This window comes from Mycobacterium sp. MMS18-G62, from assembly GCF_053877835.1.
Genome location: NZ_CM132662.1, coordinates 5,805,216 through 5,821,202 on the forward strand (window position 1 = coordinate 5,805,216; position 15,987 = coordinate 5,821,202).

General features: G+C 63.2%; 17 protein-coding genes. 6 read left to right on the forward strand and 11 right to left on the reverse strand.

Annotated features, from left to right (window positions below; translation table 11 throughout):
* Positions 1-53 precede the first annotated feature (53 nt).
* Both ACWW36_RS28960 and ACWW36_RS28965 read left to right on the forward strand, forming a co-directional pair.
* On the forward strand, positions 54-1,187 hold the full coding sequence (locus ACWW36_RS28960; RefSeq protein ID WP_456142667.1) for an amidohydrolase family protein: 1,134 nt from the start codon (positions 54-56) through the stop codon (positions 1,185-1,187).
* A gap of 16 nt (positions 1,188-1,203) precedes the next feature.
* Complete coding sequence (locus tag ACWW36_RS28965; protein WP_456139343.1) at positions 1,204-1,752, forward strand: hypothetical protein; 549 nt, start codon at positions 1,204-1,206, stop codon at positions 1,750-1,752.
* 21 nt (positions 1,753-1,773) lie between these two features.
* Here the strand turns inward: ACWW36_RS28965 and ACWW36_RS28970 are convergent, their stop codons facing one another.
* The 6 genes from ACWW36_RS28970 to ACWW36_RS28995 form a co-directional block, all read right to left on the reverse strand.
* Positions 1,774-2,883, reverse strand: coding sequence for an NAD(P)H-dependent amine dehydrogenase family protein (locus ACWW36_RS28970; protein WP_456139344.1), 1,110 nt, complete (start codon positions 2,881-2,883; stop codon positions 1,774-1,776).
* A 134-nt stretch (positions 2,884-3,017) separates the two neighbouring features.
* Positions 3,018-3,569 carry a hypothetical protein gene (locus ACWW36_RS28975; protein WP_456139345.1) on the reverse strand — a complete coding sequence of 184 codons (552 nt, stop codon included), beginning with the start codon at positions 3,567-3,569 and terminating at the stop codon, positions 3,018-3,020.
* 13 nt (positions 3,570-3,582) lie between these two features.
* Positions 3,583-4,539, reverse strand: a complete 957-nt coding sequence (locus ACWW36_RS28980; protein ID WP_456139346.1) for an LLM class flavin-dependent oxidoreductase — start codon at positions 4,537-4,539, stop codon at positions 3,583-3,585.
* 8 nt (positions 4,540-4,547) lie between these two features.
* Positions 4,548-5,381 carry an SDR family NAD(P)-dependent oxidoreductase gene (locus tag ACWW36_RS28985; protein WP_456139347.1) on the reverse strand — a complete coding sequence of 278 codons (834 nt, stop codon included), beginning with the start codon at positions 5,379-5,381 and terminating at the stop codon, positions 4,548-4,550.
* On the reverse strand, positions 5,378-5,776 hold the full coding sequence (locus ACWW36_RS28990; RefSeq protein ID WP_456139348.1) for a nuclear transport factor 2 family protein: 399 nt from the start codon (positions 5,774-5,776) through the stop codon (positions 5,378-5,380). The genes ACWW36_RS28985 and ACWW36_RS28990 overlap by 4 nt, the downstream gene beginning before the upstream one ends.
* The gene (locus ACWW36_RS28995) at positions 5,773-6,825 is read right to left on the reverse strand and encodes a zinc-binding dehydrogenase (protein ID WP_456139349.1); all 1,053 of its coding nucleotides are present in this window, start codon (positions 6,823-6,825) and stop codon (positions 5,773-5,775) included. The genes ACWW36_RS28990 and ACWW36_RS28995 overlap by 4 nt, the downstream gene beginning before the upstream one ends.
* 95 nt (positions 6,826-6,920) lie before the next feature.
* On the opposite strand from ACWW36_RS28995, the gene ACWW36_RS29000 reads away from it, so the two are divergent.
* Positions 6,921-7,793 (forward strand): helix-turn-helix domain-containing protein, encoded by an 873-nt coding sequence (locus ACWW36_RS29000; RefSeq protein ID WP_456139350.1) that lies wholly within the window; start codon positions 6,921-6,923, stop codon positions 7,791-7,793.
* Here the strand turns inward: ACWW36_RS29000 and ACWW36_RS29005 are convergent.
* The 4 genes from ACWW36_RS29005 to ACWW36_RS29020 are packed head-to-tail and all read right to left on the reverse strand — an operon-like array spanning position 7,771 to position 12,678.
* Positions 7,771-9,309, reverse strand: coding sequence for a class I adenylate-forming enzyme family protein (locus ACWW36_RS29005; protein ID WP_456139351.1), 1,539 nt, complete (start codon positions 9,307-9,309; stop codon positions 7,771-7,773). The two genes, ACWW36_RS29000 and ACWW36_RS29005, sit on opposite strands and share 23 nt — an antisense overlap.
* Positions 9,309-10,508 (reverse strand): acyl-CoA dehydrogenase family protein, encoded by a 1,200-nt coding sequence (locus ACWW36_RS29010; RefSeq protein WP_456139352.1) that lies wholly within the window; start codon positions 10,506-10,508, stop codon positions 9,309-9,311. The genes ACWW36_RS29005 and ACWW36_RS29010 overlap by 1 nt, the downstream gene beginning before the upstream one ends.
* The gene (locus ACWW36_RS29015; protein WP_456139353.1) at positions 10,505-11,476 is read right to left on the reverse strand and encodes an acyl-CoA dehydrogenase family protein; all 972 of its coding nucleotides are present in this window, start codon (positions 11,474-11,476) and stop codon (positions 10,505-10,507) included. The genes ACWW36_RS29010 and ACWW36_RS29015 overlap by 4 nt, the downstream gene beginning before the upstream one ends.
* Before the next feature lie 5 nt (positions 11,477-11,481).
* A complete protein-coding gene (locus tag ACWW36_RS29020; protein WP_456139354.1) occupies positions 11,482-12,678 on the reverse strand; it encodes an amidohydrolase family protein in 1,197 nt (398 codons plus the stop codon).
* A 122-nt stretch (positions 12,679-12,800) separates the two neighbouring features.
* Here ACWW36_RS29020 and ACWW36_RS29025 point away from each other — a divergent pair, with 122 nt between their 5' ends.
* Entirely contained in the window at positions 12,801-13,913 is a 1,113-nt protein-coding gene (locus ACWW36_RS29025; protein WP_456139355.1) for an acyl-CoA dehydrogenase family protein, read from the forward strand.
* Between the two features lie 14 nt (positions 13,914-13,927).
* Positions 13,928-14,830 carry a TIGR03619 family F420-dependent LLM class oxidoreductase gene (locus ACWW36_RS29030; protein WP_456139356.1) on the forward strand — a complete coding sequence of 301 codons (903 nt, stop codon included), beginning with the start codon at positions 13,928-13,930 and terminating at the stop codon, positions 14,828-14,830.
* Here the strand turns inward: ACWW36_RS29030 and ACWW36_RS29035 are convergent.
* Complete coding sequence (locus ACWW36_RS29035; protein WP_456139357.1) at positions 14,817-15,257, reverse strand: nuclear transport factor 2 family protein; 441 nt, start codon at positions 15,255-15,257, stop codon at positions 14,817-14,819. The two genes, ACWW36_RS29030 and ACWW36_RS29035, sit on opposite strands and share 14 nt — an antisense overlap.
* Before the next feature lie 49 nt (positions 15,258-15,306).
* Between ACWW36_RS29035 and ACWW36_RS29040 the strand changes: the two genes are divergently transcribed.
* Positions 15,307-15,942 (forward strand): isochorismatase family protein, encoded by a 636-nt coding sequence (locus ACWW36_RS29040; protein WP_456139358.1) that lies wholly within the window; start codon positions 15,307-15,309, stop codon positions 15,940-15,942.
* The last annotated feature ends 45 nt before the right edge of the window (positions 15,943-15,987 follow it).

Genomic DNA, 15,987 nt, shown 5'->3' on the forward strand with positions numbered 1-15,987 from the left:
AGGCATTGGTGAGCGACGGAAAGACATTCGAGGTGTGGGATGCCGACAACCACATGTACGAAACCATCGACGCCTACACGCGTTATCTGCCGGACAAGTATTCCGAGGCGCTGAAGTTCATTGACGTCAATGGTCGCAAGAAACTGCAGATCCTGGGCGTCGTCACCGAGTGCATCCCGAACCCGACGTATGAGGTGATTCCCACACCGGGTGCGTGGTCCGACTACTTCCGGGGCAACAACCCGGAGGGTAAAACGCTGCGCGAGCTGGCCCAGCCGATCCGTTGCCCCGACGAATTCCGGCGCCCGGACCTGCGCCTGGCACTGATGGATCGCCAGGGCGTCCACGGCGCGGTGATGTTTCCCACGACGGCTGGCATGCTCGAGGAGCGGACCAAATCCGATACCGAGCTCACCCACGCGGTCACGCATGCATTCAACCGCTGGCTGCTCGACGACTGGACGTTCAACTACCAAAACCGCATTTTCCCGGTTCCGGCGATCGCGCTGAACGATCCCGCCATTGGGGTCAAAGAACTCGAGTGGTGCCTGGACAACGGCGCGAGGACGGTGCTGATCCGCCCGGCGCCGGTGCCGCGCGAGGACGGCACGTCACGCTCACCCGCGCTTCCGGAGTTCGACGACTTCTGGCGCCTCGTCGAGTCCGCCGGAATTTCGGTGCAGATGCACAACTCGGACTCCGGTTATGAACGCTACGTCGACGACTGGGAGGACGCGACCGAGTTCAACGGCTTCGCGTTGAGCAAGCTGCGCGGATTCATCTATGAGGAGAGCCGCAACATCTTCGACACGCTCGCGGCGTTCATCGCCCACGGGGTGTTCGAGCGATTCCCAGGCGTGCGCATCGGCGTGGTGGAGAACGGCGGCTCCTGGGCGTTCCGACTGATGGACGTGTTCGATCGGGTCTACCGCAAGAAGCCGTCGGATTTCAGCGAACATCCCGCCGATACCTTCCGCAGGCATATCTGGGTCAACCCGTTCCACGAAGAGGACATGTCGCACCTCGTCGAGATCCTCGGCGCGGACCGGGTGATGTTCGGCTCCGATTACCCGCATCCTGAGGGGCTGGCTGAGCCCGCGGAGTTCGTCAGTGAACTCGCGAGCCTACCGCCCGACACCACCGCGCGTGTGATGGGCCGCAACCTCAAGGAACTCATCGGCATCTAACGAAAGGGGCGGATGCATGACTGTCAATCGCGTGGGGTTGCATGGAAGACTTGCCCACGCCAAGTGGGAGGCGTACGCCAAGGCCCCTGAAACGAACCATGTCCACTACGGCGACGAGTGGATCTACGCACCCGATGCCACAATGATGTGCCCTTTGTTCAACGGCGGTGTCGCGCAGTCGATGGCCGACCTCTTCTCAGACGAAGTGGCAGCAGCCATGGCCACCTACGCGCCGGACGGTGACATGCTCACCCCGGAGTTTCGCATGTGGTGGAAGTACATGCCGGACTTCAGAACCGTCACGCCGTTCGACTGTGATGTTTTCGACTGGGGCTTTGCGGCCCGCGACACATACGCGGGGACGCTCGCCGACGGGACGGTGCTGGAACTCCGGGAGTGGGACTATATCTGGACCAATGCGGACGGACACATCACTCGCTGGGACTGGTTCGTCGACTCCCGCGAGTGGTACCCGTTCCTGGCGCTCATCGGCCTAGATCCCGACGTACTCACCTACCAGGGCTACACCGTCAACTTCCTGCGTCAAGGCGGTGTCGAAAGCTGACCCAGTGGCAAACAGCCTCTCCTACTGACGTCTAGTCCGCGATTGCCTGCTCACGATCGCAGGACCTGCCAAAGGCTGGGTGAGGACACCTGTCGGCGCATCTACGACCTGGGGTACGGAGTTGACCGCAGCCAACGCCGTCACGGCCACGCCCGGGTTCACCCGATCTGAGGCTGACTGCTCGAAATACAGCTCCAGACACATACTCGGCGAGCCCTCGACGCGGATGACCATGCCGCCTTGGTCCTCCCTCGACGGCCTCGGCCAGCGCTGCGGCCAGGGTGTTGAACTCACAGTGGCGAAGTATTGAACCGCGACCGCGGGCCGGCCATCGACAACGCCGGCGAGTTGCCAGCGGTGCGCGCAAATCGTCCCTTGCGGGATCACGCCGATCGCGGTCTCGAGATCTGTCGGCGCGAGAAGTGTTTCCCAATCCAGTTCGACACCGTCGAGTTCCAGTCCGAGTATGTCGGCGATATACCGCACCACAGTCTCCCAGTCATGGTTGACCTTGCCTGACGCGATTCGAGCTGGTACATGCCCGTCCGGTTTTCCGAATCCCATGGATTCGTGCAGGACATCCCAGATTGGGTACGACTTGTCCAAGTCGATTGCGTATTCGTCCATCCGATAGGACTCGACGATGCCCGCACCGGTGAGCAGGGCGGTGGGAATGTTGAGACTGATGAACCCTGGCTCGGCGCCGGTGGCGTAGAAGGTTGAATTGCCCTGCGCCGCTGCAGCCTCCACGGCAGTTCGCCACTCCGGCGGCGCGGCTGACGGGTAGACCATCGGTATCGTCGAAATCGTGACGACGTTGATCCCCGCTTCGAGATAGGTGACGATGTCTGCAATCGCTTCAGCCTCGCGTCGAACCGCAGTGGCACAGTAGACAACGCAGTCGGGCGCGAGAGCCAGCACTGCGTCGAGATCATCAGTTGCCGAAACACCGACATCCGCGACACCACACAGGCGACCAGCGTCTACTCCGGCTTTTTCGGGCGTCGACACCTTGACGCCGACGAGTTCCAAAGCGGGGTCATCGATAATCGCCCGGAGTGCCTGCTTACCGGTCAAACCAGTGCCCACGTGGACAACCCGACACATTCGAGATTTCTCAACTGCCACCATTGGCGCCTTTCCTGTCGTTTCACACTGTCCGCAACGTAAGGGTAAACGCCTCGTACCAATATTGAGAACGAATGTTCTCAACTAGGCAGCACCCAGAACACCAAGAACGGGGCAACGTTCTGTTGTCGTCAGCCTCAGCTGCCGACGCCCCCCTCCCGCAAGAAGTTGACCGTGTACTGCTGGCTCGTCAAACCCTTTGGATCGAGCCCGACGAGCCCCAGCAACTGCTCCCACTTGTCGGGGTCGACAAACCAGTCCCAGCGCGTGACCTTGCCCTCCTCGTTGACCCAGATGTAGTCCCATTCCCGCAGTTCCAACACCGTGCCGTCGGCGAGCGTCCCCGCGTAGGTGTCGCAGGTCGAGAAGCCCCAGTCTCCGGCAACATATTCGAACGGACTGACGAGGCGATAGTCCGGCATGTGCTTCCACCACATTCGCCATTCCGCGGTAAGCATGTCGCCGTCGGGCGCGTACTTGGCCATGGCCGCCGCCACCTCGTCGGAGAACATCTCGGCTGCCGACTGGGCGGCGCCATCGTTGAAATGGGGGCTCATCATCACGTAATCGGTTGCAAAGACGAACTTCTCACCAAAATTCACGTGGCGGCCACGGTCGATGGGTTTCGCATAACCCTCCCATTTCTGGAAGGCAATCTCTTCGTTCAAGGCCACGCGATCGCTGCTCATGTCTTCCTCTCCACTAGCCCAGCTCGGCGAATGTCTTCAAGTACGGCCACGCGATCGCCGGGGGTATTCCTCCGCACAGCGGATTGATGTTGAACACCTCGCCTGCGGCAAGCCGCTTTCGTGCTTCGTCGACTGACAGGATCACGTGAGACGTTGATTCGTACCGCAACTCATCGACAGTCTTGGCTGTGGTGATATTCGCCGATACGGTGTTGTCGGGATTCCATTCCGAGTAGGCCATCGCGTCGTGCAGCAGATACTGGCCGATCTCGTCCCATGCCGCGTCAACATCATCGGCGACAAAGCAATTGGTAGCCGCGTCCTTCTCGGGTATCAGCATGAAACCCGGTTCGAAACCATTCTCCCGGCAAGCACTTTCGTAGGCCTCCTGCATTCCGGAAACACCCCCATTGGCCAGCAGGCCAAGACCGTTGCGGCCTGCGCGACGCGCGGCAGCGAGGCTGGCACCGCCCCAACTCATCATGGGACCTTCGGGGGTTCGGGGCTGCGGGGTCACCTTCATCCGCCGGCCGGCGTGAATGACCTCTTCTCCCGTGAGTAGGCGCCGCAGCAGCCCAAGTTTCTCGTCGGCCAGCCGCCCGCGATCGGATAGCGACAATCCAAAGTGGTCGTATTCTTCCTGGCGGTAACCGATCCCGAATACATAGGTCGCCCGGCCGGCACTGATGTGATCCAGGACTGACATGTCCTCTGCCAAGCGCGCGACGTCGTAGAACGGAAGGAGGATCACCAAGTTCAGCATCAACTGCTCGGTACGCGCGGCGATCGCCGCGCCGAGCAGCAGCGGCGACGGGAGATATCCGTCGTCAGCGCAGTGATGCTCGCACAAGACGGCGGCAACGCACCCGCGGGTCTCCGCCCACGCAGACATCTCGCTTGCGGCCGCGTACAGCTCCGTCGGAGATGCACCGATCGACGGTGCCCGCATGTCGAAGCGAAGGGTGAACATCTCGGTGTCTAACTTCCCTGGCGGTCGTCGGTACCCATGACTTCGGTGGACATCTGCATGATCAGTCGGACCACGTCGTTGCGTGACATGGACTTGAAGAGCTCAAAGGCCATCCGGATGTCATCGCCGGTGGCGATCGTCGGTCCGTTACCGAGGTTGGCGAACGCCTCGTCGACGACGCTTGCGGCGGTGACCGCGCCCTCGGGGACCTCGTCGATAGACGTCAGGCGCCCGCGCCCGAACTCCAACTTTCGCAACGCCGGGGTGTCCGTCATGCCGAGGACCAGTCCAAGCACATCGACACCCTTGTCGTGCAGCTCCACCCACAAACCCTCGGTGAACACCATGTCGAAGGCTTTAGTTCCACCGTAAGCCACCATGTTTCGGCCACCGGCCAGCGCGGCCCCCGACGTGAAGTTCACGATGCCACCTCTCCCCCGCTCGACCATCTGGCCTGCGAAGTGGTGACACAACCGCATCAATACCAGGCAATTGCGTTGCAGTAGGTCTTCCGCTGCCGACACCGGATTAGCAAGGAAGGGTTGATAATTCGGATCGCCGCCCGCGCAATACACCAGCATGCCGACCTCGAGGTCATCAGTCGCCTCGATGATTCGTTGCGAAGCGTCGGGGTCGGTGAGGTCGATGGCAAACGTCCGCGTCTCGGTACTGGTGTGCTCGCTGATTCCGTTGGCCACCCCGTCGAGCACGTGTTGTCGACGGGCCACTAGCGCGACGTTCACACCTTCGTCAGCAAGGCGCTCAGCGAACAGCGCCCCGACTCCGTCGGACGCACCGACCACCAGGGCCCACGGGCCATACTTCTCAGCGATATCGGTCATGGCGCCGGCACCGTGACGAGGCGAACGGAAGTGTAGGAGCGACGTGCGATTCGCCAGCCGTCTGGTGTCCGCACCGCTTGATCGTCGTAATAGCCGACGGGGTTCGCCCCCCCACCCTCGAAAAGGATGAGGGCGTCGACATACGTGCGGATCGTGGCAATGTCGCCGTCGATCTCGATCGCCTGATTCGTCATCCGGTGCATGGTGTGGGTCGCCATGACATGCGCCGCCTCCATGAACTCGGCGACCTCTGCGCCCCCCGTCCATTTGCCGACCTCGCCATAATCCAGTTGCGCGTCGTCGGTGAAGACCTTTTTCAACAGCGCGTACTGCCGGGTATCGATGGCCGTGGCGTAGCGAATCGTCAGGTCGAAGAGGTCGTCTCGGTCACTCATGCAACGTCTCCGTTCGGATGCACAACGATGCGAGGCGGCCCGTCAGACCGGCGAGCCTCGTCGAGTGCATCGGGCACAGCGTCGAGACTGATGATCCTGCCGACGCTGGGCATCGGGTCGAGGCGTCCTTCGACCACCGCGTCGAGCACGCCGTACCAGTCCTCAGGCATCGGCCCGCCGCCCAACCGGAGCGTCAGTCCTTGGCGGGTCGCCTCGGTGATGTCCAGCGTGTCGCCGGTGTACCAGCCACCGGCGCAGTAGATGCGGGTGTAGAAATCCGCCTCTTTGACGATCGAGTTGATGAGGCCCGGCGCTCCGACACATTCGAACACCACCGCCGTTCCGGACAGTTTGTGTTCTAGGCGCGTTTCGCGGAAGACATCGAACACAGATCCTTCGGCGGGATCGTGCAGTACGTGCGCGCCGAAGCCTGAGCGCGCGAGTTCGCGGCGCTCCGCCTTGAAGTCGGACACGATGATCGGCGCGATACCGCGGGCAGACAACGCCGCAACCGCCGACAGGCCGATCGCACCCGCACCGACGACGATCGGTATCTCACCGGGTTGGAGTTCGGCGACCCGGACGTAGTACTCGCCGACGGCGAACGCATCGACGATCGCGATCGCGTCGCTGGAAACCGATCCATCGACGACCCTGGCCGTCGCCTCCGGGACCACGAGCAACTCGCCGAAGCTGCCCTGCGCCTCGGGGTGCTGGCCGATGATGCGGAGTCCGCCTGCACCGCCGTCCACCAACCGGATCGGCATCGATGTCGCCCGACTCCCGATCGGAAACGCGTCGCTGCACCCCGGGCCGTGGCCGATCACCTCGCCGACGAACTCGTGACCCATGACGATGTCGCGGTCGACGTCGTAGAGCGACCGGCCAGTCGGATCGTCGATCGCGAGTTCGGGATGGTCCATGAAATGGACGTCCGAGGCGCAGATCGCCGTGCTCAGCGTCTTCAAGAGCAGCTCGTTCGGACCGGGAACTGGGTCGGCGGTCTCGCGGACCGTTAATTCACCGTTTCGCAGGACGACTGCACGCACCGGCTCACATCCTCGTGAGTAGTTCTCTATTATTCGAGAAATATCTCTCTAATTGCTGAGAATGACCGTAGGATGTGGACGAGGAGGAGTCAAGGTTGCGGGGAACGAATTCAGCGCCCACCGAGCGGGTATTGGGCGTTATCGAGCTGATCAGCAGGTCGGGCAGCAATGGTTGGCGCTTCTCCGACGTTGTCCGTGAGCTCGATCTGTCCCAAGCCACGGCACACTCCATCCTCAAAACACTCTGCGATCGCGGCTGGGCCACCCGGGATCCGATATCGAAAGAGTTCGCACCTGGCCCAGCACTGGCCGTGATTGCACATCGGCTCGACACAACCCGCCCGCTGGCTGGAATCGCGCGCGATGCCATCGATCGCCTCGTCGAATCGACCGGCATGCCGGCTTCAGTAGTCGAACGCTACGGAGACGAACTGGTTATCACCGCGTTTGCGAACCCCGATGGTTGGGCCGAACGTACCCTTCCTCAGGAACGTATCCCCTACGCGCCCCCATTTGGAATCGCCTGTGCCGCATGGGACATACCCGACGAGCAGGAGTCGTGGGTGCAGCGTGGCGCAGCAGGCGACACATCACTGGCTGAACGCCTGCACGGGGTGTTGACCGAGACCCGAGCGCGGGGTTATGACGTTGACTGGATGACCCCAGCGCTCGCGCAGGCGGCGCATGCGCTCGGAACGTTGTCTGGAGAGACCGTCCCACACAACTTGCGCTCAGTAGTCGACCAACTGCGCGTCGAATTCATTTCGGCCAACCTTTTGTGGGACGACAACGCGCTCGGCGCTCGCCCGGTGGCCACGATCTCGGCACCCGTCTTGGACGATTCCGATCGGGTGCGGCTTATCCTCGGGATCCATCCCCTGCGACCCATGACTACTCACGAAATTCGTTCTGCTGCAGAAACTTTACTGAGCGAAATCGCGATAGTTAGCGGCCGAACCGCTCTCTGAGTTCGTTCTTGAGAACCTTGCCAGTGAGGTTGCGCGGCAACGCGTCGATGAACTCCAGGCGTTCGGGCGACTTGTGCTTGCTTAGACCCCGCGCCTGACAGTGTTCGGCGAGCGACGCTAAATCGACTTCGGAACCCGGCTTGGGAACCACAACAGCGCACACCCGCTCCCCCGTCCGCGCATCGGGCACACCGATCACCGCAACATCGGCAACGGCGGGGTGCGTCGCGAGCACTCCCTCGATCTCCAACGCCGAGATGTTCTCCGCATTGCGGATGATTGCGTCCTTGATGCGTCCGGTGATGGCGACATTGCCATTGGCGTCGATCCGCCCACGGTCTCCGCTGCGGAACCACCCGTCCGCATCGAATGCGTCAGCATCGAGTGTCGAATCGACATACCCCAGAAAGCACTGCGGACCCTTGAGCCGCAGTTCGCCCTCCTCGCCCGCGGCGACATCCCGCTCGGTCTCGTCGACGACGCGCACCGAGACTCCCGGCACCGGCCGACCGACGGTGTGATCGAGGACGTCGGGCGTGCCGTCCGGCGGCGGTGAAGTCGCCACCGGGAACTCGGTAAGCCCCCATGAATTCGCCACTCCCGCAACCGAAAGCGTCTCGCGCACCTGTCGGGAGAGCTCCGGGGTGATCGGCGCCCCTCCCCCGACGCAGCCGCGCAGATCCGGAAACAGCGGTTCGGCGCCGTGCTCGCGCTGCGCGGCCATGTAGGCGACGAAGAAAGGGGTTGCCGAACCGAGAATTGTCGGTCGGTGCGCCGCGATCGCCTTCGGCGTGACCGCGGGATCGAAGGCATCGAATAGCACCATGCGCATACCGGTGAGCAGGCTCGCCGCCAGCATCGCCGCGCCGCCGATGTGCGACACCGGAAACGCGACGGGGTTCACGTCGGTATTCGAGGCGCCGAACATGCCGAGCACCCCGGCTGAACCTGCGATCACCGACCGATCGCAGTGGCGTATTCCCTTTGGCGCTGCGGTCGTGCCCGACGAGTAGTAGACCCACCGCGCATCCTCGTCAGACCTAGGTGGCGGCGGCAGGTTCGCCGGATCGCCGGACGGCAACCGCAACCCGTGGGTGATCGGTGCCTCGTGGTCGATCACCACGATCGTCATCGGTCGTTCGCGCGTCAACGATTCGGCAAGCGCGACGTGGTCGAAACCGCGCCACACGCCTGGCACGATCAGCATCTCAGTGCCGAGTTGCGCTGTCACGAAACCGACTTCGCTCTCGCGCCAGATAGGCAGGATGGGGTTTTGGATGGCGCCGAGGCGCGTCAACGCCACCATAACGACCATCGTCTCGAGCGTGGTGGGCAATTGCCATGACACAGCGGTCCCGTCGACTACACCACGTTCGGCCAGCGCCGCCGCGGTGCTCTCCGCCGCATCACTCAACTGCGAGTTCGTCAGGCTCCGGCCGAAATCGTCGACGAGCACGATGCGGTCGGGGTGCAATTGGGCCGCCGCTTCGACCAGACTCCAATAGGGTTGAGCCATCAGCCGCTCGGCAGTAGCAGCCGTCGTTTGGCCAGTATGTTCCGCATCATTTCATTGCTTCCGCCGGACACGGTGTACGCGCGGGACCACAACCAGCACTCTTTCAGACGCTGTTTGGCCAGCGCCACACTCGGATCGGCGGCCACGGTGCACACCATCGCCGCCAATTCAGTGCCGTACGCCGACACCCGGTGATAGGTCTCGGCGAAGCTCAGCTTGGCGATCGAACCGTCACCCGGTTCGTCGGCGCCGACGACGAGGCGCTCGACGTGATCGTCGATGAATGCCTTCGCCACCTCCACTTCGACAGCCAACTCGGCGACCTTCTGTCGGATGTCCTCATGCTCGAACGCCGCCTTGCCGTCCAGGGTCGCGTGACGCACGACTGTGACGAGATCGTCGATCAACAACTCGAGCAGGATGACGTTCCCGCCGATCCCGAAACGTTCGAAATCCAAGCCCGCCATGATGATCGACCAGCCCTGGCCGACCTCGCCGATCAGATTGGCCGCCGGGACATTTACGCCGTCGAGGAAAACCTCGTTCACTTCGATCGCCTCATTGATGGTGCGGATCGGACGAACCTCGACTCCCGGGGTGCTCAGCGGCACGATGAACACCGACAGCCCGTGGTGGCGCGACGACGACGGATCGGTGCGGATGAGCGCCAGACCCATCTCGGCCCAGTGTCCGTCGGTGATCCATGTCTTCTGCCCGTCGATAACCCACGTGCCGTCGGCCTGCTGGACACCGTTGGTGCGGACATTGGCGATATCGCTGCCGGCGTCGGGCTCGCTGAGCAACTGACACCACACGTGTTCGCTGGTGCGCATGGGAGGCAGAAGCGTGGCCTTCTGCTCGTCGGATCCGAAGTGCAGCAGCACATGTGCTGCGAGGTTGACCTGGTCGACGGGGCGCGGCGCGCGGGCGCGCAGGATTTCCTCCGAGACGATCCGGTCGTGCAGGGGATGATGATCGGCGCGACCACCGAACTCCACCGGCCAGTCCGCGCCGACGAAGCCCGCGTCGAATAGCGTCGCAAACCACGCGCGCAACTGGGCTTCCTGCTCGGCGTTTTCCGGCGCTCGACGCCCTTCCCTCGCGTCGAACCGTGGTGCATGTTCGGCAATGTGCGCCCTGACGCGGCTCCTGAAGTCCGCCAAATCCGCCTCGCTGGGCCGGGTCCCCGCAGCGTTCACCAGTCAGCCCTCTCTGTGAGAAGCGCGCGACTCGAACGCGCCGTGCCGAGGAGATAACCGTTGGTGAACACCCGACGTAGCTCGTGGTGAAGTGGGTACTCCCAGGTGAATCCGATACCGCCCGACAGCTGCATGCATTCGTCAACCGCGGCGGCGGTTTTGGCGGCGACGAACGCGTGCGCCACGGCGGACAGAGCCACCACATCGTTCGACTCGTCATCGGCGGCCAGCGCGCGTGCGGCCTTCATGATCGCCGCGCGCGCCTTCGCCTCAAAGACACGCAGATCGACCAGACGATGTTGCACCGCTTGGAAACTCGCGATTGGTACCCCGAAGGCGATACGTTCCTTCAGGTAAGAGACCAGGCGCTCGAACGTTGCCGAGAGCGCACCGAGCGAGTCCGCGCTGAGCAGGACCCTGGCGAGGGCGAGCAATACGTCCGCCCGCTCAGGTCCGCCGATCAGCACGCTCTCCGCTTGGGAGACATCGACACGCCACACCGGACGGCTGACGTCCAGAAGCTCATCGTCGAGCTGTCGCGGCAGCGCGTCGGACATCTCGATCACATGGATTCCGTTGCGGCCCAAGGTAATGAGAATGTCGATCGCATCGCCGCGGGCCACCCTCACGACGTCGCCGGATAGCGTGACACCAGCCGTGCCGCTGCCGTCGAGCATCGCAGGCAACCATCGGTCACGTGTCTCGGCGGGCGCCCCGCTCAATGCCGCGGCCGCAATGACGCAGCCAAGCCACTGCGCCGAGCTCTGCGCGCGACCGAGCTCCTCGGCGATGACCGTCGCCTCTACCGGACGCCATCCGCTGCCGCCGAGCTTCTCGTCGACGAGCAACCCGGTCCAGTCCATCGCCGCGAGCTCCTTGACGGAGTCCTGCGTGGCGCGTCCGGCCAGGAAATCGCGCGCTGCAACGCGCAACAGATCGAGATCAACGTCTGCGTCGTCAGACCCCATAGGCGCTAGCTCCGGCTGAGCAGCTGATCAGCGTTGTCGCGCATGATCCGCTTCTTGGCGGCATCGTCGAGGGGATCCAGCAGCTTGACGAAGTCGGCAGGCTCGGCCAGCCCTTCGGCGTGCGGATAGTCCGAGCCCATCACCAGACAGTCGTCGTAGCCGAGGCCGGCGACGATAGCTGGAATATCGTCCTCGGGATATGGGACCACCCGGACGTGCTCGCGGAAGATGAGGGACGGCCTTTCCGTCAGCTTTCCGCCGATCCACGGACCGTTCCGACCCATGCCACGGCTCTTGTCCATATGTTTCGTGAAAAAGGGCACCCATTCGGCCCCGTGTTCGGCGACCAACACGTTCAACCCAGGGAACCGGCCGAACAAGTTGTCGAAGATCAGCGCTGAGAGGGTGTCCTCGATCGGTCGCTGGCCGTAGATGTTCATCCACTGCCATGCCGACATGTGCCAGGAAGCGGGGTCTGGGTTTTGCCCCCATGCAGGTGAGATCGCGTCGAAGTACCAGTACGGCATGATGTGGAATACCAGGACACAACCGGCTTCTTGGAGTCGCGCGTAGATCGGGTCAAAGTAGGGATCGCCCGGAGATCGGCCGTAGGCCGGGCCGGTAGGCAGCAGAACGAATTTCGCGCCCTGCGCGATCAATGCCTCGGTCTCGGCGACAGCCAAATCAAGGTCACGAAGTGAGAGCAATCCGGTTGCGTACAAGCGGTTCTCGTAGTTGAAACCCCACTCTTCGTCGAACCAACGATTGAACGATCGGAGATTCGCATACAGCGCCGCGGTGTCGTCGACGTAGTGCTCCGCAGACAGGGCCATTCCACTCGGATAGATGACCATCCGCTCGACGTTCTGTTTCTCCATCACCGCGAGCCGTGCTGCACGCTCGATGTACTCGGGCTGCATGGGCTGCGGCTCGTAGGATTCCTCGGGGTTGCCCGATCCCATCTGCTTGAGCATCTCTTTCAAAGATCCGGGGCGATAGGCGACATCCAGGCCCAGCCCCCCTTCACTGTTGAAAGTTGCAACACGGTGGCCGGCGAGAATCACCTCGACCCCGTCCGCTCCCCGCACGGTGGTAATCGCCCGGTCCTGAAACTCCTTGGGGAGATACCGGGTAAACGCGTCGCGCGTCTCGTAGCAGTGCGTGTCGCAGTCAAAGATCCCGTACTCAAGTTTCTTGGTCACGACGCTGCTCCTTCATGCGAGAATGGATATTCTCCTATTTCAGAAAAGATACTATCCTCGTCCGGGAATGCCTATCCCGGGCCCATGTGGCGCGGTGCCAACGAAGCAGCTGGAGGCGGCGCGTGCCGACGAATGACATCAACGAACTACGCGCGGCGGTGCGCAAGTTTCTCGAGGTCACCTCCCCCAGCAGCCGTGTCCGCGAACTCATGGACACCGGCCACGATCACGAGGTCTGGCGGCAGATGGCCGGTGAACTCGGATTGCACGGCATCGCCATCCCAGAGGAGTGGGGTGGCGCAGGCGCCGGGTTCGCCGAACTCGCGGTCGTCTTCGAAGAGATGGGCGCAGCACTACTGTGCTCGCCGTTCTTCTCCACCGTCGGCCTAGCCGTCCAAGCCATTCTCAGCAGCGGCGACCGCGACGCGATGGCGGACTACGTCCCCTCATTGGTCGACGGAGCATCCACCGCGACGCTGATCCTCAACGGACGGCTCGACGCATGGGATCCCGCCGCGGTGACGCTGACGGCACGCAGTGACGGTGATGCGTTTCGGATTTCGGGCGATGCGGATCTGGTGCTCGACGGGCACACCGCCGACGTCATCTTCGCCGCGGCGGTCACCGACGCGGGAATCTCGTTGTTCGCCGCGCAAGCGGATGCACAGGGCCTCGAGCGAGAACCGCTCGCCAGTCTCGACCGCACGCGCAAGGTTGCGCGTGTCCGGTTCGATGACGTGCAGTGCCGTCTCATCGGGTCCGACGGCGATGCGGCGGCCGGATTGGCCCGCACATCTGACCTCGCGATCGTCGCGCTGGCCAATGAGCAGGTCGGTGCAGCGCAGCGGTGTCTCGACATGGCCGTCAGCTACGCGAAAGAGCGCATTCAGTTCGGTCGCGCCATCGGCAGCTTCCAGGCGATCAAGCATCGGTGCGCGGACATGCTCGTACTCGTCGAGGGCGCGCGCTCGGCCGCCGCGCACGCGGCGGACGTGGCGGACTCCGGGGATTCCGAAGCACTGACTACCGCGGCTTCGGTCGCGAAACTGGCTTGTTCAGAAGCGTTCCTGCACAACGCGCTGGACAACATGCGTATCCACGGTGGGATCGGATTCACCTGGGAACACGACGCGCACCTCTATGTGCGGCGAGCCAAGTCGACACAACTGATGTTCGGCAGTCCCGACGATCACGCTGCGCGCCTGGCGGACCTCGTCACGTCATCAAGTCACTAGCCGGAAGGACCACCGTGACCATCTCGTACTCTCTCGAACTGCCCACCCAGCGCGTAGAGGATGTGTCGGAGTTCGTCTCCGCAGAGGCAATCGCCGAAATCGCCCGCATCGCCGAGGCAAGCGGATTCGCCGCCGTGCACGTCACCGACCATCCGGCGCCCGACGCGAAATGGCTCGACCACGGCGGCCATCATGCGCTTGACCCGTTTGTCGCGTTGTCGTTCGCGGCGGCTGCCACGACCGACGTCAAGCTGCTGACGAACGTCTATGTCGCGGCCTACCGCAATCCGTTTCTCGGAGCGAAGTCGATCCAGAGTTTGGCCATCCTGTCGGGTGGCCGGCTCATTCTCGGCGTCGCAGCCGGGTACCTGAAGCCCGAATTCAAGGCGCTGGGAATCGATTTCGATACTCGCGGTGCTCTACTCGACGAGTCGCTCGATGTCCTGAGCAAGGTTCTCACCGGCGACGATGTCGCATACGAGGGCACGTCATTCGCCTCCCGGGGGGTGCGCCTGCGTCCGGTGCCCGCCACCCCACCGCCGGTCTGGGTTGGCGGTAACAGCAAGTCCGCGGTTCGGCGTGCGGTGTCCCGCGCTCAGGGCTGGGCGCCCTTCAACACGTTCGGCTACGCCGCGGCATCACGCACGGCGGAGATCTCGACGCTCGAGGATCTCGAGGCGGCGATCGCCTGGGCCACGAAGTACGCCGCCGAGATCGGGCGCACCGAGCCGTTGGACATCTGCTTCTCGGCGGGAAACCTGTTGGACGACAGCAAGTCTGCGGATGAACGACATGCCACCGTTGCGAAGTTGGAGGCCATGGGCGTTACGTGGCTCACCATCGCCCCTTTTGGGAAGGACCGCGCCGAGTACGTCGACCGCGCTCACGCGTTCGCCGAGGAATTCATTGCGCCATAAGGCTCTCTGGCGAGAACGCATCGACGCTGATGCGCCGATGGGCGAACAGCCACCGTCCATCGACGGGGATGAGCACGTCGCGGTATCGGCCCCAGTGGTCGAGACCCACGTCGGTATGCACCGCGAAGTAGCTGCTCACCTCGACGCGATCACGCGTCACCGAGCCGAATCGGATGCTCGAGACGTGGTGACGCACGTGCGTCGGCATCCGTCGTGCCGGATCGGGTGGTGAGGCCAACGCCGCACCGAGTCCGGCCTCGATCGCCGCGGGGCCCGTCAGAGGTTTGTCACCCCCGGTGAACTCGAGCACACCCGTCGGGGCGAAGCACCCGGCGAGCGCTCTGAGATCGAAGCGGTCGGTGGCCGCGGTGTAATCGGAGAGCGTCTGCCGGATCGACTCACGGATCTCGACGTCCCAAGCTTCCACAGCCCCTCCTCTGGAAATCGCGTTCTGTCAGACGATAACGTGTGTTCTCATGCCAGCACCTAGCCTGCTCGATCTGGTCGATCCGGCCACGACCGCACTGGTCACCCAGGAATGCCAGGGCGGGGTGATCGGCGCTCAAGCCGGCCTGCCGATGCTCGCCGAAGAAGCACGCAAAGAGGCGATTCCCAACATCGCGCTCCTGCTCGACGCGGCCCGCGCCGCCGGGGTGGCGGTCGTGCACTGCCTGATCGAAAAGCGCCCCGACAACCGTGGGTCGAACACCAACGCCAGGCTGTTCATGGCCGGCAAGTCGTTCGCGGCCGACCTGACGCCCGGCAGCCCGGGCGCCTCGGTCCTGCCCGAATTGGGTCAGGTCGACAGCGATATCGTGCTCACCCGTATTCACGGCGTCGGACCGATGACCGGTACCGACCTTGACTCGGTGCTCCGCAACCTCAATGTCAAGACGATTGTGGGAGTGGGTGTTTCGGTCAACATCGCGATTCAGAACTTCGTGATGGACGCAGTCAACCGCAGCTATCAGTTCGTGTTGCCCCGGGATGCCGTCGCCGGCTACCCGCGCCAGTACGCCGAAGCCGTCATCGACAACACGCTGGCCCTGCTGACCACCGTGACCACCACAGAAGCAGTGGTCAACGCATGGAAAGAGCTGTCGGCGATCTGACCCCGATCTGGATGTTGCCAGGCGTTGGTGATAACGTCATTCTCA